The sequence below is a fragment of the Agrobacterium sp. 22-223-1 genome (assembly GCF_053522385.1).
Window position 1 is genome coordinate 929958 of record NZ_JBNWCN010000001.1, and the last position, 19640, is coordinate 949597.

Sequence of the window (19640 nt, forward strand, 5' to 3'; positions counted from 1 at the left end):
GAGATGAACCTTGTTTTTCTCGATCCCGGCAAGTTGACGGCGCGGCTGGAACTGGACGTGCGGACCGAAACGCCGGACGGGCAGGGCGGTGCTGCGGAAAGCTGGAATTTCCTGCGGTCGCTCTGGGCTGCGATCGAACCCGTTTCGGAGGCATCGCATGAACGGGCCTCAGCCGAGGGCGTGACGATTACCCATCGCGTCTGGCTGGCTTACCGCGCCGACATCGCCGCCGGCATGCGCTTTCGCAAGGGCCGCCGCATTCTGGCGATCCGGGCGGTGATGGACCCGGATGAGACGCGTCGCTTCATCGTGTGCCGCTGCGAGGAGGAAAGCCGATGAGCGCTGCCAACGCATTTCTTCAGGCGATTTTCGCAAGGCTCGGCAGCGATGCGGCGCTGACAGCGCTTGTCCCCGGCGGCATCGTCGACCGGCTTCTGCCGCGCGCGCTTCTGCCGTGCATCGTTATCGACGATCTCGAAAGCCGGGACTATTCGACGGCGACGGAAAGAGCCGAGGAGCATTTCCTGTCGCTGCAGATATGGAGCGACGCCAATGGCCGAAGGGGTGCCGGCGAAATCGTCGAACGGGTGAAGATCCTGCTCGACGATGCGGCGCTGCCGATTGCCGGTGTGTCTCTTGTCAATCTGCATCTTCTTTCCAGCCGCTCGCGGCGCGAGGCGAAGACACGGAATTTCATCGCGGAAATGCGCTTCAGGGCGGTGACGGAGTAGCGCCGTTTCGGGAACCCTGCCTGCGCACGGTTTTCCACAGAACGATCAGCAGCAGAAACGAAATGCCGATCAGCACGGAGGCGATGGTGAGCATGGCGGATACGCCGCCGCGATCGAGCGCCACGGTGAAGATGACCGGCGCCACGGCAATGGCGAGGTTCTGCGGCAGGGAGATGCGTGCGGCCTGAAGCCCATATTCTTCCGGCGAAAATACCGCGAGCGGCAACACGGCCCGGCTGACGGTGAGCACGCCGGCGCCAAAGCCGAAGAAAACGATGAAACCGATGAAGGCGGGCATGGCCGGGGCAAAAATGAGCAGGAGCAGCAGGGAAAAGAGCAGCAGACAGAAGCCGATCATGGCGGTTAGGAAGGGGTTTCCGTGCTTCCCGAGCAGGAAATCCAGCCCGCGCGCCGTAATCGCAAGGACGCTGCGTGCCGATGCCAGTTGCACCGCAAGCGATTGCGTTGCGCCGGCCTGAACCAGAAGCAGCGGCAGGAGCGGTGACAGGCCGAAGGTCGTAAACGCGCTGATCGTCGTCATGGCGGCCAGCAGCACGAAGGCGCGCCGCGTATCGACCGGTGAGGGCGACATGGCCGTCTCTTCTTTCGGCTTTGCCTCTTTTCGGGCCGGCCGGCCGGGAAGCACGAAAAGATAGAGCGGCAGCAGGATGAAGATTTGCAGACAGGCATAGGCGGCAAGCGTGCCGCGCCAGCCGAGATGCTGATCGGCAATGGTGGTGACCGGCAGGAAAACCGCCGCCGAAAGCCCGGTGAACAGCATCAGCAGCGTCAAAAGCCGGCCGCTTTCCGCGCCCACGCGTTCCACCACGGCCGCATGGGCCGCCGTCGTCAGGCCGCAGGTGGCGGCAAAACCCATCACGGCCCAGCCGAAGAGATAGCTCATCGCCCCGCCCGCAAAGGCGAGCACGGCAAAGCCGGCCGCGAAGAATACCGAACCGGCCGCCAGCACGGGCGTCGCGCCGTGGCGCATCAGCATTCTTCCAAGCAGCGGGCCGCACAGGGCGCTGATGGTCATCATGATCGTGAGGCCGGCGAAAACCACGCCATTGGTGATGGCCAGTTCCTTGCCGATCCGTGGCCCGAGGACGGCCAGCATATCGAAACCGCTGCCCCAGCTCACGATCTGCCCGACCGCAAGCACGCCGATAAGGCGCGCGCGAGACGTCAGGGGGGCAGCGTCGGACATGGTGAGATCGCGGGGTGCGAGGTGCAGGAACGCTTTTGGTAGCAGGCCCGTCGCGACCCCGCAACAGCAATCGAGACGAAAGGAAACAACATGGTGGCTCAGAAGGGCAAGGACCTGCTGCTGAAGATCGACAATGCCGGTTCCTACGCAACCGTCGCGGGGTTGAGGACAAAGCGGCTGGCCTTCAATGCGCAGGCCGTCGATGTGACGGATGCCGAAAGTGCGGGGCGCTGGCGGGAGCTTCTTGCCGGCGCCGGCGTGCAGCGGGCATCGCTCACGGCCTCCGGCATCTTCAAGGATCAGGCGAGCGATGCGCTGGTGCGCGGCGCATTTTTTGCGGGCAGCATTCCCGGCTGGCAGATCGTCATTCCCGGTTTCGGCATCGTTACCGGGCCGTTCCAGATCGTGGCGCTCGAATATTCCGGCCGTCACGATGGCGAGGTGCAATTCGAGATCGCGTTGGAATCGGCCGGTCTTCTCACATTCGGAGCGCTGTGATGGCTGAGCGTTTGCGTTACGGGCGGGCGAACCGCCATCGCGGCGAGATCGAGGCGCTGATCGACGGCGAAAGGCGCGTTCTCTGCCTGACGCTCGGGGCCTTGGCCGAACTCGAAACCGCCTTTGCAGCCGACGACCTCACCGCGCTCGCCGAACGTTTCGCGAGCGGCCGCATGAAGGCGGTCGACATGATAAGGGTGATCGGCGCGGGCCTGCGCGGCGCGGGCAATGTCTTTTCCGACGAGGATGTGGCCGCTGCCACGGTGGAAGGCGGCATGGCCGGCCATGCCGCCATTGTCGCCGATCTTTTGACCGCCACCTTCGGCGGCCTGAAAGGCGAGACGCCGCCGGACCCTTGAGCGCCGCAGCAGGCGAGGCGACGCCGCGCCCGTTCCCCTGGGAGGCGGCGATCCATGCCGGCTTCTGCCTGCTGCGGCTCTCCTCAGAAACCTTCTGGCGGCTGACCCCGCGGGAATTCTTCGCGATGACGGGCGGCAACGCCGTTCTCCTCGGCCCCGACCGTCAGGCGATGGAGGCGATGATGCGGCGGTTTCCAGACAGGTAACGGCGTCAGGGCATTTTTCGCGGACGGCCGCCCTTGGCACCGTTCGCCCGACTGGCTGCCGTCTTGGCCGGAGAGCGGGATTGCCCGCCCTTGCGCTGTGTTTCCATGAATGTGCGGCTGCCGAAAATACCGTTCATCAGGCCGCTGATCGTATAGTCGACATCGAGGGTTTCCCAATGCAGACCCGTCTCGCCGAGCAGTTCGACATCCGCAAGCTGTTCGGCGGTCGCGTCCTGCAAGCCTTCGAGCGCTCGCGCGGGGAACATGAAGCAGGCGCCGTTGGCGAAATCGACGATGACACGGGCCGAGGCCGTTTCGAAACGCACGGAAACCGGAATGGGGCGCTCGGCGCGCTCTTTTTGCCAGCGTTCCTTGGCGGCGGCGAGTTCGGCATCGCTGACCTCAACCATGATATCGTCTCCAGGTTTCCATAAACAGCTTCCGGTTTTCCTCGATGACGGCGACGGCGCGCCGCACATCCCGGTCCGACATGCCGCCCTGTGTGAGAACGACGAGGCTGACGATGTCGATACGGGCTTCACCCTCTCCATAGACATGGGCATGCGGCGGCTCGTGATCGGCCGTGTAGATGACAAAACGCATGCCATGCTGGCGGAGAACCGTGACCATGAGAACCATAACCCAAGAAGTTGGGTTTTAAAAGAGTGTGGGTTGAAGCAGCGGTTTTTGAGAGCTGTTTCAGCACCATGCATTCCTCGGTTGAATCAGAAAGGCAAGCGCGATGGCGGGCGAAGGATCGATGGCGGAGAACCGGGAAGAGGCGGAGGCGCTGTCCGAGGTGATGGGCGATCTTGAGCGCCGGTCCGAGCGGTTCGGCGCGGCCCTGACCTCGGCCCTGCAGGCGGCGACGGCGGGCGGCAAAGGGCTGGACGATGTGTTGCGCGGGTTAGGGCAGCGGCTGTCCGGCATCGCACTTTCGGCCGGTCTGAAACCGTTGGAGGGCATGATCGGCAATGCCGTCAGCGGGCTTTTGAACGGCGGCGGTTCGCTGTTCGCTTTTGCCGATGGCGGTGTGCCGGGACGCGGCATCACGCCCTTTGCCGATGGCGGCGTCGTTTCCAGCCCCGCCTTTTTTCCGATGGGCGGCGGACTTGGTCTGATGGGCGAGGCGGGGGCGGAAGCGATCCTGCCGCTGAAGCGCGGTTCGGATGGTGCTCTCGGCGTTGCCGCGCCGTCCGGCGGCGGCGGGGCGCAGATCGTTTTTAACGTGACGGCGACGGATGCTGCGAGCTTTCGGAAAAGCGAAGGCCAGATCGCCGCCATGCTGGCGCGCAGCGTCGGGCGCGGCCAGCGCGGATTGTGACCCACGTTTCAAGACCACCGAAAAGAATCCAGGAACAACGACATGGCGGCATTTCATGAAGTGCGGTTTCCGCTGCGGCTCGCGCTCGGCGTCAGCGGCGGCCCGGTGAGGCGGACGGATATCGTCAACCTGTCCAATGGCCGCGAAAGCCGCAACCAGCGCTGGAGGAACGCCAGACGTAGCTATGACGCCGGATCCGGTATCCGCTCCGTCGCCGATCTTTATGAGGTGCTCGCTTTTTTCGAGGCGCGGCGCGGCGAGCTTTACGGCTTTCGTTTTCGCGATCCGGTGGATTTCAAATCCTGCCCGCCGGGAGAGACGCCCGCCGCGACCGATCAGAGGATCGGCACCGGCGACGGCGTGACAGCGGGTTTTCAGTTGCGGAAGACCTATGCCGATGCCGGCGGCTCCTTCTTGCGGCGGATCGAGAAACCGGTCGAAGGCTCGGTCATGGTTTCGGTCGAGGGGGTGAAGGTCGAAGCGGCTGATGTGGCGGTCGATCATGTAACCGGAATGATCGTGTTCCGTGCGGGGTGGGTGCCGCCCGCAGGCACCGCGATCCGCGCCGGTTTCGAATTCGACGTGCCGGTCCGCTTCGGGATCGACCGTATCGACGTGAACCTGACCGCTTTCGAGGCGGGCCGCATTCCCTCCATTCCACTGATGGAAATCCTGCCATGAAAACCATTCCCGCCGCCCTTGCCGGGCATCTCGGGCAAGATGCGACGACCACATGCCATTGCTGGAAGGTGACACTGAAGGACGGTGCGGTGATCGGTTTTACCGATCATGACGAGACGATATCGTTTGCCGGCACCTCCTACCTTGCCGCCAGCGGCTTTTCGGCCAGCGATAGCGACGGCGAAACGGGGCTGGGCGCAGGCGCCGGGGAGGTGGCCGGCGGTTTTTCGAGCGAGGCGATTGCGGAGGGCGATCTGGCCGCCGGGCGTTTCGATGGGGCGAGGGTGGAGCTTTTCCTCGTCAACTGGCAGGCGCCTGACCAGCATGTGCTGCTGAACAGGCGCGAGATCGGTGAGGTGACGCGGGCCGGCGGGGCGTTTCGCGCCGAGCTGCGCAGCCTTGCGCATCGCCTCGGCCAGCCGCAGGGCAGGGTCTATGGGCGGCGCTGCGATGCCGCCCTTGGCGACAGGCGCTGCGGTGTCGATCTGGCCCGCTTTACCGGGCATGGCAGCGTCGCGGCGGTGGACGCCTCGGGCGGACTGCTCGTCTCCGGGCTCGATGCCTTTGCCGATGGTTTTTTCAGCCGGGGAAAACTGCGTTTTCTGACCGGCCCGCTCGCCGGCAAGGGGTTCGATCTCGACGGGCAGGAGCGGCGTGGCGGCGGGGTGCTTCTGTCCTTCTGGCTGCCGCCGGAACAGCCGCCTTTGCCGGGAGATACGTTTTCCGTCACCGCCGGCTGCGACAAGAGTTTTTCCACCTGCCGGGCAAAATTCAGCAATCATCTGAATTTCCGGGGCTTTCCGCATCTGCCGGGGGCGGATTTCGCCTATTCCTATGCGGCGGGCGGCGAGAGCCACGACGGCGGGGCGCTGTTTTCATGAGCGATCCCGGCGAAAGAGTGCTGGCGCTCGCCGAAGGCTGGATCGGCACCCCCTATCGGCATCAGGCCTCGTTGAAGGGTGTCGGCTGCGATTGCCTCGGCCTCATTCGCGGCATCTGGCGGGACCTTTACGGCCACGAACCGGAATTGCCGCCGCCCTATGCGCCCGATTGGGCCGAACGCGGCGGTGAGGACCGGCTGATGGCAGCCGCAAAACGCCATTTTTCGGCGGTGGCGGGCCTGGAAGAGGCAAGGTCGGGAGACCTGCTGCTATTCCGCTGGCGGGCCGATGCGGCGGCCAAGCATCTCGGCATTCTGGCCGGTCCGCAGCATTTCATCCATGCCTATGAACAGGCGGCGGTGGTGCGGTCGGCGCTGGTACCCGGCTGGCGGCGGCGCATCGCCGGCGTCTTCCGTTTTCCCGATCCCTGATTTTTCGAGGCAAGCATGGCGACAATCGTTTTTCAGGCAGCGGGCGCGGCACTCGGCGGCATTTTCGGTCCTTTGGGCGCTGTAATCGGCCGGGCGGCCGGGGCGCTGGCGGGCAATGCCATCGACCGCACGCTGCTTTCGAACGGGCGGACGGTAACGGGCGCGCGGCTCTCGACGGCGCGCATTCCCGGCGCGGATGAGGGAGCGGCGATCAACCGGCTTTATGGCGCAGCGCGGATCGGCGGCACGCTGATCTGGGCGACGCGTTTCGAAGAAAGCGTGGAAGTGGAGCGGCGTGGCGGCAAGGGCAATCGCGGCCCGAAAGTGGAGACCTTTCGGTATTACGCCAGCTTTGCCATCGGCCTGTGCGAAGGCGAGGCGGCAAGGGTGCGGCGCGTCTGGGCCGATGGGCGGGAGCTGGACCTGAGTGCCGTGGAGATGCGCTTTTATCCCGGCAGCGAGACGCAATTGCCCGACCCGCTGATCGAGGCGAAGCAGGGGGCGGGCAATGCGCCGGCCTTTCGCGGACTGGCCTATGTGGTGTTCGAACGCCTGCCGCTCGACGGCTTCGGCAACCGCATTCCGCTCATGCAGTTCGAAGTGGTGCGGCCGGTCGGCCGGCTGGAAAAATCCATCCGCGCCATCACCGTCATTCCGGGCGCCACCGAGCACGGTTACGCCCCCGCGCAGGTTTGCGAACGCACCGGGATCGGCCAAAGCCGCATCATGAACCGCAACGGCCTGACCGCTTCGACCGACTGGGGTGCTGCGATCGACGAGTTGCTGGATCTGTGCCCCAATCTTGAGAGCGTGGCGCTGGTGGTGAGCTGGTTCGGCACGGATACGCGGGCGGGGGAATGCCGCATTCTGCCGGGCGTGGAAGTGGCCGGCCGGGATGGGGAAACCATGCCATGGTCCGTCGCCGGCCTTTCGCGCGATGAGGCGCATCCTGTCAGCCATCATGGCGGCGGCCCGGCCTATGGCGGCACGCCGAACGACGAAAGCGTGTTGCAGGCGATAGCCGATCTCAGGGCGCGCGGCCTTCGGGTGTGCCTTTACCCCTTCGTGATGATGGATGTTCCCATCGGCAATGGTCTGCCGGACCCCTATGGCAAAAGCGAGCAGGACGCCTATGCCTGGCGCGGGCGCATCACCTGCTTTCCCGCACCCGGCAGGGCCGGCTCTGCGGATCGCAGCGCGGGCGCAAGGGCGCAGGTTTCCGCCTTCTGCAACCGCGATGAAGGCTATCGCCGTATGGTGCTGCACTATGCGGCGCTGGCGGCCCGGGCGGCCCAGGTGGGGGGAGTGGATGCTTTCCTGATCGGCTCGGAGCTGCGTGGGCTGACGTCGCTCAGGGACCAGAACGACGCCTTTCCCTTTGTCGGGGAATTGCTGCGGCTGGCGGGCGAGGTGCGGGCGATATTGGGGCCGGCGGTGAAGCTGACCTATGCGGCGGACTGGAGCGAATATTTCGGCCACCAGCCGGCGGACGGCTCGGGCGACGTGTTCTTCCATCTCGATCCGCTCTGGGCGAGCCCGAATATCGACGCCATCGGCATCGACAATTACATGCCGCTTTCCGACTGGCGCGACGAGGATGCCGCAAACGGCAATCCGGACGGCATGACCGGCCCGGACGATGTGAGCGCCTTCCGCCGCACTATTACGGCGGGGGAGGGGTTCGACTGGTATTATGCCAGCGATGCGGACCGCGCCGCGCGGCGGCGCACGCCGATTACCGACGGGCTGAAGGGCAAGCCGTGGGTGTTCCGTTACAAGGACTTGCGTAACTGGTGGGGAAACCTCCATTACGACCGAGTGCGAGGAACCCAGAAAACCACGCCTACGGCATGGGCGCCGCGCTCGAAGCCCATCTGGTTCACCGAACTCGGCTGCCCGGCGGTGGACAAGAGCGCGACCCGCCCCAATGTCTTTCCAGATCCGAAATCGGCGGAAAACGCTTTTCCCTATTTTTCCCGCCGCAACCGCGCCGACAGCCAGCAGCGGCGGTTTCTGGAAGCGCATCTCGACCATTGGGGAAAGGGCGATGCGGCGATGGTCGATGCAAACCGGGTCTATCTGTGGACCTGGGATGCACGGCCTTTCCCCGCCTTTCCGCAGAATGGCGCGGCATGGAGCGATGGGGCGAACTGGCGCACCGGCCACTGGCTGAACGGGAGGCTGGGCACGGCAACGCTCGCCGATGCCATCGCCGCCATCCTCACCGATCACGGCTTTTCAGACTTCGACGTTTCCGCCGTCAGCGGCGATCTGGGAGGTTATGTGCAGGGCGACGTGACCTCGGCCCGCAACCTCTTGGAGCCGCTGATGGCGGCGTTTCAGGTGGATGTGACGGAAGATGGCGGAACCCTGCGTTTCCGCTCCCGCAATACGGCGGTCTTGCCGGTCCGGGATATTGCCGTGCTGACCGATCTGGAAGACGAGCCGCTCTGGTCGGAAAATCGTGGCCATGACAGCGATTTCGCGGCTGAAGCCGTGCTGACGTCTTTCAACCCGGCGCTGGATTACGAGCAGGCAAGTGTACGGTCCCGCCGCATCGACAATGCCGGCAGCCGGGTGATGCGGCTCGATCTCAACGCTGCCCTGCCTGCGGAAACGGCGGAAGCCGCCGTCGAGGCGTTGTTGCGCGACAACCGGCAGGCGCGGCGCAGCCTGCGCTTTGCTCTGCCGCCTTGCGATATCGCGCTTGAACCGGGTGATTGTATCCGCCTGCCGGAAGGGGCCTTTCCGCAGGCGCCGGCAGGGCGGTTTCTGGTCAGCCGGATCGAGGACGGCGCGGTGCGGCAGGTGGAGGCGCGGGCCTTTTCCGCGGCCTCTCCGGTCTTTGCCGGCGGCGCGGAAGAACGGCGCAGCAGCGGCGCAAGCGGAGCGGAAGGTTTCGCGCCCGAGATGCTGTTTCTCGATCTGCCCTACCATGACGGCGCCGCGCCGGAGGATTCGGCGCGGATTGCGGCGCTTGCAAAGCCCTGGCGGCCAATCGTCATTTCCGCGTCGCCGGGCAGGGAAGGCTACCGGCAGCGCGTGCTGCTGGACCGGCCGGCGATGATCGGCGCGCTGGCAATGCCGCTAACATCGGGCCCTTCCGGCCGTTTCGACCGGAAAAACACAATCCTCGTCGATCTGCCCTTCGGCGAGATATCGTCGGCCGGGGAGCTTTCGGTGCTGAACGGCGAGAACCGTCTTGCCATCAAGGCGGCGAACGGCGTGTGGGAGATCGTCGCCTTCGCAAAGGCCGAGGAAATCGCACCCGCACGCTGGCGGCTTTCCGCTCTTCTGCGGGGGCTCGCCGGCACGGAAGACGCGCTCGCCGCAGGCGCGCCGAAAGGTGCGCCGGTGGTGGTTCTGGATGCGGCGGTACAGCCGCTCGGTCTTGCTGCGAGCGAGCGCGGGCGACGCCTGAACTGGATCGCGGAAGCCGCCGGAATGGCGGGCGCGCCGAGCGGTCCTTTTGCCTTCGAGGGCGGCCTGCGGGCGCTGACACCGCTCGCGCCGGTGCATCTTGCCGCCGAGCGGCGCGGCGACGGCGTTTTCATCAGGTGGAAACGCCGGGGCCGGGTGGAGGCCGATAGCTGGGATGCGAGCGACATCCCGCTGGACGAGCCCTTCGAGCTTTATCGCATCGAGGTGCTGGACGGTGAGACCGTGCGGCGCATGGCGGAGGTTTCACAACCCTTCTGGTTTTACCCCGCCGCGGACGAACTCACAGATTTCCCGGCTTTACGGGATCACATTTCCGTGCGTGTCCGAATGCTCGGCCGCGCGGTGCCCTCGGGCGTGGTGGCTGAGACCATCCTCCCGATCTGACATGTGCCTGAAAAACAACGCAAAGGATGAGACTATGGACAGTACCAAAGCATGGTATCAATCACGAACGATCTGGGGCGCCCTGGTCGCGGTTTTCGCACCGCTTTTCAGCATCGCCGGCCTTGATCTGCCCGCCGGTCTGCAAGGAGAACTTGCGGACGGGCTGGTGACGGTTGCGGGCGGAATCGGTGGTCTGGTCGCACTTTACGGCCGTCTTTCGGCGACCAGCGCCATTCGCTGACAGCGCCCGCGACGACGCCGTTCCCGCCTGGCGCCCACGCGGCGGGGGCGGCATTCATTTGCCATTCAGACGCTTTGCGCTACATATTCGGTCAGAATACGGTTCGAGACGCACCCGGTTTTTTGGAAGTTTGTAGAATGGCATCACCTCTCATCATCGCGACGCTTGCAGCCGGGCTTTCCGGTTTCACGGCGCCCGAGGCTGATCTGCAGGGCCATTACATTCTGGCGGCGAGCGATTGCGGCGCAGCCGTCGCCCGCGTCGTGCGCGAAACCGGCGGTCAGCTGCTTTCGGTCTATCCTTCCGGTGACGGTCAGTCCTGTGTCGTCACCGTTCTCGTCCAGGGCAATGGCGAGCGCCCGCGCAAGGTGACGATGCGCGTGCCGATGTAGCTTGCCCGCATCGCCGAAATATCGGAAAACAATCCGACACATTTAGCATGACCGGCGACGCGCCTGCGGGCCGGGATACAGGAAAGGGCGGACAATGCGTATTCTCGTTGTTGAGGACGATGCCAATCTCAATCGTCAGCTGACCGATGCGCTGAAAGAAGCCGGTTATGTCGTCGATCAGGCGTTCGACGGCGAGGAAGGCCATTATCTCGGCGATACCGAGCCCTATGACGCCATCGTCCTCGATATCGGCCTGCCGCAGCTCGACGGCATCACCGTCGTTGAAAAATGGCGTGCGGCCGGCAAGGCCATGCCGGTGCTCATCCTCACCGCCCGCGACCGCTGGAGCGACAAGGTCGCCGGCATCGATGCCGGCGCCGACGATTACGTCACCAAGCCTTTCCATGTCGAAGAAGTGCTTGCCCGCGTGCGCGCGCTCATCCGCCGCGCCGCCGGCCATGCTTCTTCCGAACTGGTGTGCGGACCGGTCCGGCTCGACACCAAGTCTTCCAAGGCGACCGTCAACGGCACGACGCTGAAGCTCACCTCGCACGAATTCCGGCTCCTGTCCTATCTGATGCACCACATGGGCGAGGTCGTCTCGCGCACGGAGCTGGTCGAACATATGTACGATCAGGATTTCGACCGCGATTCCAACACCATCGAGGTGTTTGTCGGCCGTTTGCGCAAAAAGCTCGGGGTTGATCTGATCGAGACGATCCGCGGTCTCGGTTACCGGATGCAAGCGCCGGCAGATGCGAAGTAATTCCCTCACCGCCCGCGTTCTGCTGCTCGCCTCGCTCTGGTCGGTGCTGGCGCTGGTGGTGATCGCCGTCGTGATCTCGACGCTTTACCGGCAGGGGGTGGAGCGCAGCTTCACCGATCTTCTGAGAGCGCAGCTTTATAACGTCATCAATTCCGTGACGATTTCCAACGAGAACACGCTGGCCGGCAGCCCGCAGCTCGGCGATTTGCGCTTTTCGCAACCCGATACCGGCTGGTACTGGGTTGTCGAGCCGCTCGGCAATTTCCAGACCGCGCCACTGGTGTCATCGTCGCTCGGCGTCTCCACCCTGCCGGTGCCGAGCATTCTCGATGCGCCCTTCGACAACCGCTATGAGCGCTTTTATGCCGTCACCGACGAGGCCGGCAATCAGGTGCGCGTGGCGGAAACGGAAGTGGTGCTGGATGGCGAGGGGCGCGCGGCGCGTTTCCGTGTCTCCGGCAATCTGAACGTCGTGGAAGACGATGTGCGCGATTTCTCCAACAGCCTTTATCTGGCGCTCGCCGTTTTCGGTGTCGGCAGTCTCGTCGTCAACGGTCTTGCCATTCTCTACAGTCTGCGGCCGCTCGATCAGGCTCGCGTGGCGCTCGGCAAGATCAGGGGCGGGGAGGCGGAAAGCCTCGAAGGTGAATTCCCGCGTGAAATCCAGCCGCTTGCCAATGAGGTCAATGCGCTGATCGACAGCAATCGCCGCCTCGTGGAGCGCGCCCGCATGCAGGTCGGCAATCTCGCGCATTCGCTGAAAACACCGATCGCCGTTCTTCTGAACGAGGCCCGCACGCTGGAGCCGCAGCATGGCGATCTGGTGCGCGCGCAGGCGGACGCCATGCAGGCGCAGGTGCAATCCTATCTCTCCCGCGCCCGCATCGCCGCCCAGCGCGGCTCCATCCTTGCCCGCGTGGAAGCGGAGCCGGCGCTGGAGCGGCTGGTGCGCGTGATGCGCCGCCTGAACCCCGACAAGCAGTTCGTGCTGAATTTCGAGCAACCCGGCGCGGTACTCGGCATGGAGCAGCAGGATCTGGAAGAGGTCGTCGGCAATCTTCTGGAAAATGCCGCGCGTTTTGCGCAGACGCGCGTGGTCATCACGCTTGCGGCCGGCACGCATCCATCCTCCGATGCGGAAATCGCCCGTCGCTCCTGGGTGGAGCTGACGGTGGAGGACGACGGGCCGGGGCTTGAGCCGGAACAGATCAGCGAAGCGATGAAGCGCGGGCGGCGGCTGGACGAGAGCCGGCCGGGCACGGGCCTCGGATTGTCGATCGTTTCCGAGGTGGTGTCAGAGTACCATGGCCGGTTTTCGCTGTCGCGCAGCGCCATCGGCGGGCTGAAAGCCGATCTGATTTTGCCGGGCCTTTCGAAAGAGCTTGCGTGAGGCAAGAAAAAAGGCAAGAAATTCAATGGCACTATATTGGGTGCAATGCGGTAGGAAAGAGGACAGGGTTTGGTTGACGTGTATGATGGCTGCCGCTCCGTGACAATGCGTTCGCTGGTGTCACGCCCGGCACTTCTCTCGATCCTGTGCGTATCGATGCTGAGCGCCTGCACCACCACGGGCACCCGCCCGGCGGGCGGCGGCCTGTTCGGCCGCTCTGCACAGCCCTCGACGCCGTTCCTTGCCAATCTGGAAGGCGGCATCGTCGGGAGAAGCGGCGTGCAGCTTGACAGGGGTGACCAGACCAAGGCGCTGGAAGCCGAATACAAGGCGCTGGAAACGGCCCCCGTCGGCACGCCTGTGTCGTGGACCGGCGATGACGCCAAGGGGCAGGTGGTCGCCAATGCGCCCTATCAGGTCGGCAACCAGAATTGCCGGCAATATTCCCACACCCTGACGGTCGACGGACGCGAAACCAGGGCGCGCGGTGCGGCCTGCCGCAATGCCGATGGAAGCTGGTCGCCGCTGACTTGAAATAGTTTGACGTAAATCAAGGTCACGGGCCCTTTGCGATGACAAGAAGAGGCATGGCGGTGCAGCCGGGAGATGGCCTGCGGTGCGGCGTGATGTCTCAAATTCACGTCATCCCCGCGCTTCATGTTTCCATGTGCCGCGCATTCGAGTAATTGAGCCTTATGTTCTGGATTGTCGTTGCGATATTGACGGCGGCTGTCGCCATCGTCCTGATGTACCCGCTGATGCGGAAGACCGAGGCGCCGCAGACGCGCCGCGACGGTGAGGTCGCCGTCTATCGCGATCAGCTGGCCGAACTGGACCGCGAACGCGCCGCCGGCCTCATCGGCGACACCGAGGCGGATTATGCCCGCGCCGAAATCGGCCGCCGGCTTCTGGCCGCCGCCGAAGCGGAAGATCAATCCGGCAAAGAAACCCGGCCGCGCCGGCACAATCTCGCCGCCAGCCTCATCACGGTTCTGCTGCCCGCGCTCGGTCTCTGTCTTTACATCTGGAACGGCAGTCCGGAAGTGCCGGACATGCCGCTCGAGGCGCGTCTTGAAAAGCCCGGCAACGACATGAACCTGCTGGTCGCCCGGGCGGAACGGCATCTGGCGCAGAACCCGGAGGACGGCGCCGGCTGGGATATTCTCGCGCCGATCTATTTCAAGACACTACGGCTTGGCGATGCCGAGCTTGCCTATCGCAATGCGCTTCGTATTCTGGGACCGAGCCCGGAACGGCTGACTGGCCTTGGCGAAACGCTGGTGGCCGGCAATGACGGCATCGTCATAGAGGCCGCGCGTGCTGCTTTTGCTGAGGCCGAAGAGCTGAAGCCCGGCAATCCGCGCGCCCGTTTCTATCTGGCGCTGTCGCTGGAACAGGCCGGCAAGGCCGAGGAAGCGCGCGCCGCCTTCACCGCGCTGGCGGCCGATGCACCGGCCGGTGCGCCGTGGCTGCCGCTGGTGCGCGAACATATCGCCCGGACCGGCGGCGCGGCGACCCCTGCCGCACCCGGCCCGACCGCTGAGGACATGGCGGCTGCGAAAGACATGACAGCGACCGACCGGCAGGCGATGATCGAGGGTATGGTGGCGAGCCTCGACGCCAAGCTGAAGGAAAACCCGGCCGATTTCGAAGGGTGGATGCGGCTTGTCCGTGCCTATTCCGTGCTGAAGGACGAAGCCAAGGCTGGAGAGGCCCTGCGGGCGGGGCTGAAGGCCTTCCCGCCGGAGGGCGAGCAGGGCAGGCAGCTTCTGGCGCTGGCGAAGGAACTGGGCGTTTCCGCCGGACCGATCCGCATGAACGGGCAGCAGGATGCCGCGCCGCAGGGAGTGACGCAATGACCCGCAAACAGAAACGTCTGGCAATTATCGGCGGTGGCATGAGCTTCATCGTTGCAGCCGTGCTGCTGGTCATGTTCGCCTTCGGCCAGTCCATTGCCTATTTCTACATGCCGGCCGATCTGGAGAAAACGCCCGTCAATCCCGGCACCCGCATCCGCCTTGGCGGGCTGGTGGCGGAAGGCTCGATCAAGCGCGGCGAGGGCCGCACGGTGAGCTTCACGGTGACCGACGGTGAAGCGAACGTGCCGGTCCGCTATACCGGCATCCTGCCCGATCTTTTCCGCGAAGGGCAGGGCGTGGTGACCGAAGGCATGTTCGATGCTGCGACCCACGGTTTCGTGGCCGACAGCGTGCTGGCCAAGCACGACGAAAACTACATGCCGAAGGAAGTGGCCGACCGGCTGAAGGACAAGGGCCTGTGGCAGCATGCCGGAGACGGCGAAGAACCACCCGCCGCAACGCCAGCGGCCAGCGCACCTTCTTCCGACAAGACCGGAGCGACCAGATGATCAACGAGATCGGCCATTATGTTCTGGTTCTGGCGCTCGGTGTGGGGCTGATCGTCTCGACGCTGCCGGTCATCGGCGCGCGCCGTAACGACCGGGCGCTGATGGATGTCGCCTCGCTCGGCTCGGTCCTGATGTTCCTGCTGGTCGCCTTCTCCTTCGCGGCGCTGACGCGAGCCTATGCCGTCTCGGATTTTTCCGTGCGCAATGTCTGGGAAAACTCCCATTCGCTGATGCCGATGCTCTACAAGCTGACCGGCGTTTGGGGCAACCACGAAGGCTCCATGCTGCTGTGGCTGCTGATTCTGGTGTTTTTCAGCGCGCTCGTCGCCGCCTTCGGCCGCAACCTGCCGGAAACGCTCAAAGCCAATGTGCTTGCCGTGCAGGCCTGGATTTCCGTCGCCTTCCTGCTGTTCATCCTGCTCACCTCTAACCCGTTCCTGCGGCTGGAGCCGGTTCCCGCCGAGGGGCAGGACCTCAATCCGATCCTGCAGGATTTCGGCCTCGCCATCCATCCGCCGCTGCTCTATCTCGGTTATGTCGGCTTTTCCGTCTGCTTCTCCTTTGCCGTTGCGGCGCTGCTTGAAGGACGCATCGACGCCGCCTGGGCGCGCTGGGTGCGGCCATGGACACTCGCCGCATGGACCTTCCTGACCGCCGGCATCTCCATGGGCTCATACTGGGCCTATTATGAACTTGGCTGGGGCGGCTGGTGGTTCTGGGACCCGGTGGAAAACGCTTCTTTTATGCCATGGCTTGCCGGCACCGCGCTGCTGCATTCGGCGCTCGTCATGGAAAAGCGCGAGGCGCTGAAGATCTGGACCGTGCTACTGGCGATCATGACCTTTTCGCTCTCGCTGCTTGGCACCTTCCTCGTCCGCTCCGGTGTGCTCACCTCGGTCCATGCCTTCGCCACCGATCCCAGCCGCGGCATCTTCATTCTCGGCATTCTGACCGTCTTCATCGGCGGCGCTTTCGCGCTTTTCGCATGGCGTGCACCTTCCCTGAAGGCCGGCGGCCTGTTCGCGCCGATCTCGCGCGAAGGATCGCTCGTCCTCAACAACCTCATCCTCACTGTGTCCACGGCGACCGTGCTGATCGGCACGCTCTATCCGCTCATTCTGGAAACGCTGACGGGCGAAAAAATCTCTGTCGGTGCGCCCTTCTTCAATCTTACGTTCGGCCTGCTGATGATCCCGATCCTGATCGTCACGCCTTTCGGGCCGATGCTCGCCTGGAAGCGCGGCGATCTTCTCGGAGCCTTCCAGCGGCTTTATGTGGCCGCAGCGCTTGCAGCCCTTGCCGGGCTGACGCTCTGGTACATCGAAAATGGCGGTCCAGTGCTGGCCGCACTCGGCATCGCCGCCGGTTTCTGGCTGATCTTCGGCGCTTTCGCCGATCTCTGGTATCGCGCCAATTTCGGCAAGCTCGCCTTCGGTATTGCGTTCCGCCGCCTGAAGGGCCTGCCGCGTTCGGCCTTCGGCACGGCGCTGGCGCATATGGGGCTCGGCATCACCGTGCTCGGCATCGTCATCGTCACCACTTTCGAGACCGAGACGGTCTTGGAAATGAAAGAGGGCATGGCGGCGGAAGCGGGCGGTTACAGCCTGACCTTCGATGGCGTCCGCCACGCCGTCGGCCCGAATTTCACCGAGGATCGTGGCCATTTCACCGTGCGCAAGGCGGGGGTGGAGGTGGCCGATGTCTGGTCGTCCAAGCGGCTCTATACCGCGCGACGCATGCCGACGACGGAAGCCGGCATCCTGACCTTCGGCCTCAGCCAGCTTTATGTCTCGCTGGGTGACCCCATGGCCGATGGCGGCATGGTGGTGCGCATCTGGTGGAAACCCTTCATCCTGTGCATCTGGGGCGGCACGCTGTTCATGATGGCGGGCGGTTTTATCTCGCTCTCGGACAGGCGTTTGCGGGTGGGTGCGCCGAACCGCAAGGCGAAGCCGGTGCGGGCTGCAATGCCGGAGGCGGCGGAATGAGTGTGGCCTTGTTCCGGGGAACAGGAATGAGGGAGAGAGTGGCAAGGCTTGCTCTTCTTCTCACCCTCATTTTCGCTGCAGCCTCTCCGGCCTTCGCGTTCAATCCGGACGAAGTGTTGAAAGACCCCGTGCTGGAGCAGCGCGCCCGCAACCTCACGTCTCAGCTCCGCTGCATGGTCTGCCAGAACCAGTCCATCGACGACAGCAATGCCGAGCTGGCGCGTGATCTGCGGGTTCTGGTGCGCGAACGGCTGGTCGAGGGCGACAGCGACAAGGCCGTCATCGATTATGTCGTGTCGCGCTATGGCGAGTTCGTGCTCCTGAAACCGCGCCTCAGCCTGCGCACCGTGCTTTTGTGGGGCGCGCCCATCGGTCTCACCCTTGCGGGAATTTTCGCCGTCTTCGTGTTTTCGCGCCGTCGCGCCACCCAGGAACAGCCGCAGAAACTGAGTGCGGACGAAGAAGAACGAATTCGCAATCTCATTGAAAAATAACCGGTTTTCATTTTTCTCCCCGGTTCTTTTTCAACATTACGGATTTTTCATTCGTCAGACACTTCGCCGTAAGGTGTCGCCTCCTATATCTTCATCATCCACCGCTTCTCCCCCGGTCAAACGGGCTCCAGTCTGAATGAAGAAAGAAGGTACACCATGTCTCATTCGCAAAACGGACGTTCCTCGCTGAAGACGGCCTCGCTGAAGACGGCTTTGAAGGCCACGACCGTTGGCGGCCTTGCGGCGCTGATGCTTTCCACCGGCATCGCCGCACCGATCCTCCATTCGTTTGCCGCTCCCGTCGAGGTGAATGCGCCGCAGGTTCCAAGCTTCGCCAATGTGGTCGATGCGGTGTCGCCCGCCGTCGTCTCCGTTCGCGTACAGTCGAACGTGCAGCCCGCTTCCGATGACTCCAGCAATTTCTCCTTCAATTTCGGTGGCCGTGGCCTCGACCAGCTTCCGGACGACCACCCGCTGAAGCGCTTCTTCAAGGAATTCGGCGGCCCAAATCAGGATCGCTCCGACCGTGGCCCGAACCGCCACCGTGACGGCAAGGGTCCGCTGCGCCCCGTCGCTCAGGGCTCCGGCTTCTTCATTTCCGAAGACGGTTACATCGTCACCAACAACCACGTCGTCGATGACGGCTCCGCCTATACGATTGTGATGAATGACGGGACCGAACTCGATGCCAAGCTCGTCGGCCGCGATCCGCGCACCGATCTGGCACTGCTGAAGGTCGATGTGAACCGCAAGTTCACCTATGTCCAGTTCGCCGATGACAGCAAGATCCGCGTTGGTGACTGGGTCGTCGCCGTCGGCAACCCCTTCGGCCTCGGCGGTACGGTGACATCCGGCATTATCTCGGCCCGTGGCCGCGATATCGGCTCCGGCCCCTATGACGACTACCTGCAGATCGACGCCGCCGTGAACCGCGGTAACTCGGGCGGTCCCGCCTTCAACCTCAACGGCGAAGTCGTCGGCATCAACACCGCCATCTTCTCGCCTTCCGGCGGCAATGTCGGCATCGCCTTCGCCATTCCGGCATCGGTCGCCAAGGACGTGATCGCCGACCTGCAGAAGGACGGCAAGGTCGAACGCGGCTGGCTCGGCGTGCAGATCCAGCCCGTCAGCAAGGATATAGCCGAATCGCTCGGCCTTTCCGAAGCCAGCGGCGCACTCGTCGTTTCGCCGCAGGCCGGCTCGCCGGGCGACAAGGCCGGTATCAAGCAGGGCGACATCATCACCGCCGTCAATGGCGAGCCCGTCAAGGATGCCCGCGACCTGTCGCGCCGCATCGGCGGCATGGCGCCCAACACCAAGGTTGAAATCTCGCTGTGGCGCGGCGGCAAGTCGCAGCCTGTCACGGTAACGCTCGGCGATCTCGCCAGCGACGATGCTTCCAAGGCGACACCTGCCCAGAACGACGACAAGGGCGGCCAGTCCTCCAGCGAGAAGGTGCTCTCCAGCCTCGGCCTGACGGTTGCGCCCGCCGATGACGGCAATGGCCTTGCCATCACCGATGTCGACCCCGACAGCGATGCCGCCGCCCGTGGCCTGAAGACGGGTGAGAAGATCACCTCGGTCAACAACCAGCAGGTCGCTTCCGCCGCCGATATCGAGAAGATTCTCGAACAGGCCAAGAAGGACGGACGCTCCAAGGCGCTGTTCCAGATCCAGACGGACGATGGCAGCCGCTTCATCGCTCTGGATATCGACCAGGGTTGATAGGCTGAAAGGCGATGCCGGTTCTTTCGGGAGCCGGCGTCGCATCGCGCTCTTGAGATGGGGCGGTTGAGTATGGCAGGGCGTTGCGGCCCGTTTCTTCTCCCCGCCGGGGAGAAGGTGGCCGAAGGGTCGG

The 19640-nt window shown here is 64.3% G+C and carries 23 protein-coding genes; 20 read left to right on the plus strand and 3 right to left on the minus strand.

What is annotated here, in order from left to right; translation table 11 throughout:
* Positions 1–3: 3 nt before the first annotated feature.
* Together ACQZ60_RS04630 and ACQZ60_RS04635 are read left to right on the plus strand one after the other, a co-directional pair.
* The gene (locus ACQZ60_RS04630) at positions 4–339 is read left to right on the plus strand and encodes a phage head closure protein (protein ID WP_220318831.1); all 336 of its coding nucleotides are present in this window, start codon (positions 4–6) and stop codon (positions 337–339) included.
* Positions 336–731 (plus strand): DUF3168 domain-containing protein, encoded by a 396-nt coding sequence (locus tag ACQZ60_RS04635; protein WP_078054262.1) that lies wholly within the window; start codon positions 336–338, stop codon positions 729–731. Before ACQZ60_RS04630 ends, ACQZ60_RS04635 begins: the two co-directional genes overlap by 4 nt.
* On the opposite strand, the gene ACQZ60_RS04640 is transcribed toward ACQZ60_RS04635, so the two are convergent.
* Complete coding sequence (locus ACQZ60_RS04640; protein WP_448734827.1) at positions 712–1938, minus strand: MFS transporter; 1227 nt, start codon at positions 1936–1938, stop codon at positions 712–714. The genes ACQZ60_RS04635 and ACQZ60_RS04640 overlap by 20 nt on opposite strands.
* A gap of 90 nt (positions 1939–2028) precedes the next feature.
* Here ACQZ60_RS04640 and ACQZ60_RS04645 point away from each other — a divergent pair, with 90 nt between their 5' ends.
* Genes ACQZ60_RS04645 through ACQZ60_RS04655 form a run of 3 tightly spaced genes read left to right on the plus strand, consistent with a single transcriptional unit; the run spans position 2029 to position 3001 of the window.
* Positions 2029–2436, plus strand: coding sequence for a phage major tail protein, TP901-1 family (locus tag ACQZ60_RS04645; RefSeq protein WP_003521219.1), 408 nt, complete (start codon positions 2029–2031; stop codon positions 2434–2436).
* Positions 2436–2795 (plus strand): gene transfer agent family protein, encoded by a 360-nt coding sequence (locus ACQZ60_RS04650; RefSeq protein ID WP_020808628.1) that lies wholly within the window; start codon positions 2436–2438, stop codon positions 2793–2795. Before ACQZ60_RS04645 ends, ACQZ60_RS04650 begins: the two co-directional genes overlap by 1 nt.
* The gene (locus ACQZ60_RS04655; protein ID WP_020808629.1) at positions 2792–3001 is read left to right on the plus strand and encodes a rcc01693 family protein; all 210 of its coding nucleotides are present in this window, start codon (positions 2792–2794) and stop codon (positions 2999–3001) included. Before ACQZ60_RS04650 ends, ACQZ60_RS04655 begins: the two co-directional genes overlap by 4 nt.
* 5 nt (positions 3002–3006) lie before the next feature.
* Here ACQZ60_RS04655 and ACQZ60_RS04660 read toward each other — a convergent pair whose 3' ends face one another.
* Together ACQZ60_RS04660 and ACQZ60_RS04665 are read right to left on the minus strand one after the other, a co-directional pair.
* Positions 3007–3411, minus strand: a complete 405-nt coding sequence (locus tag ACQZ60_RS04660) for a DUF2442 domain-containing protein (protein ID WP_020808630.1) — start codon at positions 3409–3411, stop codon at positions 3007–3009.
* Positions 3404–3631 (minus strand): DUF4160 domain-containing protein, encoded by a 228-nt coding sequence (locus tag ACQZ60_RS04665; RefSeq protein WP_031233366.1) that lies wholly within the window; start codon positions 3629–3631, stop codon positions 3404–3406. Before ACQZ60_RS04665 ends, ACQZ60_RS04660 begins: the two co-directional genes overlap by 8 nt.
* Positions 3632–3743: 112 nt before the next feature.
* On the opposite strand from ACQZ60_RS04665, the gene ACQZ60_RS04670 reads away from it, so the two are divergent.
* The 15 genes from ACQZ60_RS04670 to ACQZ60_RS04740 all read left to right on the plus strand — a co-directional run bounded on the left by ACQZ60_RS04670 (position 3744) and on the right by ACQZ60_RS04740 (position 19507).
* Positions 3744–4325, plus strand: a complete 582-nt coding sequence (locus ACQZ60_RS04670; protein WP_020808632.1) for a phage tail tape measure protein — start codon at positions 3744–3746, stop codon at positions 4323–4325.
* A gap of 42 nt (positions 4326–4367) precedes the next feature.
* Positions 4368–5006, plus strand: a complete 639-nt coding sequence (locus tag ACQZ60_RS04675) for a phage distal tail protein, Rcc01695 family (protein ID WP_448734828.1) — start codon at positions 4368–4370, stop codon at positions 5004–5006.
* Complete coding sequence (locus ACQZ60_RS04680; protein ID WP_448734829.1) at positions 5003–5887, plus strand: DUF2163 domain-containing protein; 885 nt, start codon at positions 5003–5005, stop codon at positions 5885–5887. The genes ACQZ60_RS04675 and ACQZ60_RS04680 overlap by 4 nt, the downstream gene beginning before the upstream one ends.
* Entirely contained in the window at positions 5884–6318 is a 435-nt protein-coding gene (locus ACQZ60_RS04685; protein WP_269827945.1) for a C40 family peptidase, read from the plus strand. The genes ACQZ60_RS04680 and ACQZ60_RS04685 overlap by 4 nt, the downstream gene beginning before the upstream one ends.
* Before the next feature lie 15 nt (positions 6319–6333).
* Positions 6334–10143 carry a baseplate multidomain protein megatron gene (locus tag ACQZ60_RS04690; RefSeq protein ID WP_448734830.1) on the plus strand — a complete coding sequence of 1270 codons (3810 nt, stop codon included), beginning with the start codon at positions 6334–6336 and terminating at the stop codon, positions 10141–10143.
* Between the two features lie 34 nt (positions 10144–10177).
* Positions 10178–10384 carry a hypothetical protein gene (locus ACQZ60_RS04695; protein ID WP_035262738.1) on the plus strand — a complete coding sequence of 69 codons (207 nt, stop codon included), beginning with the start codon at positions 10178–10180 and terminating at the stop codon, positions 10382–10384.
* Positions 10385–10521: 137 nt separating this feature from the next.
* A complete protein-coding gene (locus tag ACQZ60_RS04700; protein ID WP_003497070.1) occupies positions 10522–10776 on the plus strand; it encodes a hypothetical protein in 255 nt (84 codons plus the stop codon).
* 94 nt (positions 10777–10870) lie between these two features.
* Positions 10871–11542, plus strand: a complete 672-nt coding sequence (locus ACQZ60_RS04705; RefSeq protein WP_003509815.1) for a response regulator transcription factor — start codon at positions 10871–10873, stop codon at positions 11540–11542.
* Positions 11532–12932: a sensor histidine kinase gene (locus ACQZ60_RS04710; protein ID WP_065654175.1), complete on the plus strand. Its 1401-nt coding sequence runs from the start codon at positions 11532–11534 to the stop codon at positions 12930–12932. The genes ACQZ60_RS04705 and ACQZ60_RS04710 overlap by 11 nt, the downstream gene beginning before the upstream one ends.
* A 105-nt stretch (positions 12933–13037) precedes the next feature.
* Positions 13038–13466, plus strand: coding sequence for a membrane protein (locus ACQZ60_RS04715; protein WP_031233367.1), 429 nt, complete (start codon positions 13038–13040; stop codon positions 13464–13466).
* A 161-nt stretch (positions 13467–13627) separates the two neighbouring features.
* Positions 13628–14791, plus strand: a complete 1164-nt coding sequence (gene ccmI / locus ACQZ60_RS04720; protein ID WP_448734831.1) for a c-type cytochrome biogenesis protein CcmI — start codon at positions 13628–13630, stop codon at positions 14789–14791.
* Positions 14788–15300, plus strand: a complete 513-nt coding sequence (gene ccmE, locus ACQZ60_RS04725; protein WP_448734832.1) for a cytochrome c maturation protein CcmE — start codon at positions 14788–14790, stop codon at positions 15298–15300. The genes ccmI and ccmE overlap by 4 nt, the downstream gene beginning before the upstream one ends.
* The gene (locus ACQZ60_RS04730) at positions 15297–17288 is read left to right on the plus strand and encodes a heme lyase CcmF/NrfE family subunit (RefSeq protein WP_448734833.1); all 1992 of its coding nucleotides are present in this window, start codon (positions 15297–15299) and stop codon (positions 17286–17288) included. Before ccmE ends, ACQZ60_RS04730 begins: the two co-directional genes overlap by 4 nt.
* 26 nt (positions 17289–17314) lie before the next feature.
* On the plus strand, positions 17315–17782 hold the full coding sequence (locus ACQZ60_RS04735; protein WP_269830692.1) for a cytochrome c-type biogenesis protein: 468 nt from the start codon (positions 17315–17317) through the stop codon (positions 17780–17782).
* Between the two features lie 156 nt (positions 17783–17938).
* Complete coding sequence (locus ACQZ60_RS04740) at positions 17939–19507, plus strand: Do family serine endopeptidase (protein ID WP_020808643.1); 1569 nt, start codon at positions 17939–17941, stop codon at positions 19505–19507.
* Positions 19508–19640 lie beyond the last annotated feature (133 nt).

Bases quoted from the DNA above. Each gene is read 5' to 3' on its own strand.
- ACQZ60_RS04630 (WP_220318831.1), top strand. From the start codon at position 4: ATGAACCTTGTTTTTCTCGATCCCGGCAAGTTGACGGCGCGGCTGGAA.
- ACQZ60_RS04635 (WP_078054262.1), top strand. From the start codon at position 336: ATGAGCGCTGCCAACGCATTTCTTCAGGCGATTTTCGCAAGGCTCGGC.
- ACQZ60_RS04640 (WP_448734827.1), bottom strand. From the start codon at position 1,938: ATGTCCGACGCTGCCCCCCTGACGTCTCGCGCGCGCCTTATCGGCGTG.
- ACQZ60_RS04645 (WP_003521219.1), top strand. From the start codon at position 2,029: ATGGTGGCTCAGAAGGGCAAGGACCTGCTGCTGAAGATCGACAATGCC.
- ACQZ60_RS04650 (WP_020808628.1), top strand. From the start codon at position 2,436: ATGGCTGAGCGTTTGCGTTACGGGCGGGCGAACCGCCATCGCGGCGAG.
- ACQZ60_RS04660 (WP_020808630.1), bottom strand. From the start codon at position 3,411: ATGGTTGAGGTCAGCGATGCCGAACTCGCCGCCGCCAAGGAACGCTGG.
- ACQZ60_RS04665 (WP_031233366.1), bottom strand. From the start codon at position 3,631: ATGGTCACGGTTCTCCGCCAGCATGGCATGCGTTTTGTCATCTACACG.
- ACQZ60_RS04670 (WP_020808632.1), top strand. From the start codon at position 3,744: ATGGCGGGCGAAGGATCGATGGCGGAGAACCGGGAAGAGGCGGAGGCG.
- ACQZ60_RS04675 (WP_448734828.1), top strand. From the start codon at position 4,368: ATGGCGGCATTTCATGAAGTGCGGTTTCCGCTGCGGCTCGCGCTCGGC.
- ACQZ60_RS04680 (WP_448734829.1), top strand. From the start codon at position 5,003: ATGAAAACCATTCCCGCCGCCCTTGCCGGGCATCTCGGGCAAGATGCG.
- ACQZ60_RS04685 (WP_269827945.1), top strand. From the start codon at position 5,884: ATGAGCGATCCCGGCGAAAGAGTGCTGGCGCTCGCCGAAGGCTGGATC.
- ACQZ60_RS04690 (WP_448734830.1), top strand. From the start codon at position 6,334: ATGGCGACAATCGTTTTTCAGGCAGCGGGCGCGGCACTCGGCGGCATT.
- ACQZ60_RS04695 (WP_035262738.1), top strand. From the start codon at position 10,178: ATGGACAGTACCAAAGCATGGTATCAATCACGAACGATCTGGGGCGCC.
- ACQZ60_RS04700 (WP_003497070.1), top strand. From the start codon at position 10,522: ATGGCATCACCTCTCATCATCGCGACGCTTGCAGCCGGGCTTTCCGGT.
- ACQZ60_RS04705 (WP_003509815.1), top strand. From the start codon at position 10,871: ATGCGTATTCTCGTTGTTGAGGACGATGCCAATCTCAATCGTCAGCTG.
- ACQZ60_RS04710 (WP_065654175.1), top strand. From the start codon at position 11,532: ATGCGAAGTAATTCCCTCACCGCCCGCGTTCTGCTGCTCGCCTCGCTC.
- ACQZ60_RS04715 (WP_031233367.1), top strand. From the start codon at position 13,038: ATGCGTTCGCTGGTGTCACGCCCGGCACTTCTCTCGATCCTGTGCGTA.
- ccmI (WP_448734831.1), top strand. From the start codon at position 13,628: ATGTTCTGGATTGTCGTTGCGATATTGACGGCGGCTGTCGCCATCGTC.
- ccmE (WP_448734832.1), top strand. From the start codon at position 14,788: ATGACCCGCAAACAGAAACGTCTGGCAATTATCGGCGGTGGCATGAGC.
- ACQZ60_RS04730 (WP_448734833.1), top strand. From the start codon at position 15,297: ATGATCAACGAGATCGGCCATTATGTTCTGGTTCTGGCGCTCGGTGTG.
- ACQZ60_RS04735 (WP_269830692.1), top strand. From the start codon at position 17,315: ATGAGGGAGAGAGTGGCAAGGCTTGCTCTTCTTCTCACCCTCATTTTC.
- ACQZ60_RS04740 (WP_020808643.1), top strand. From the start codon at position 17,939: ATGTCTCATTCGCAAAACGGACGTTCCTCGCTGAAGACGGCCTCGCTG.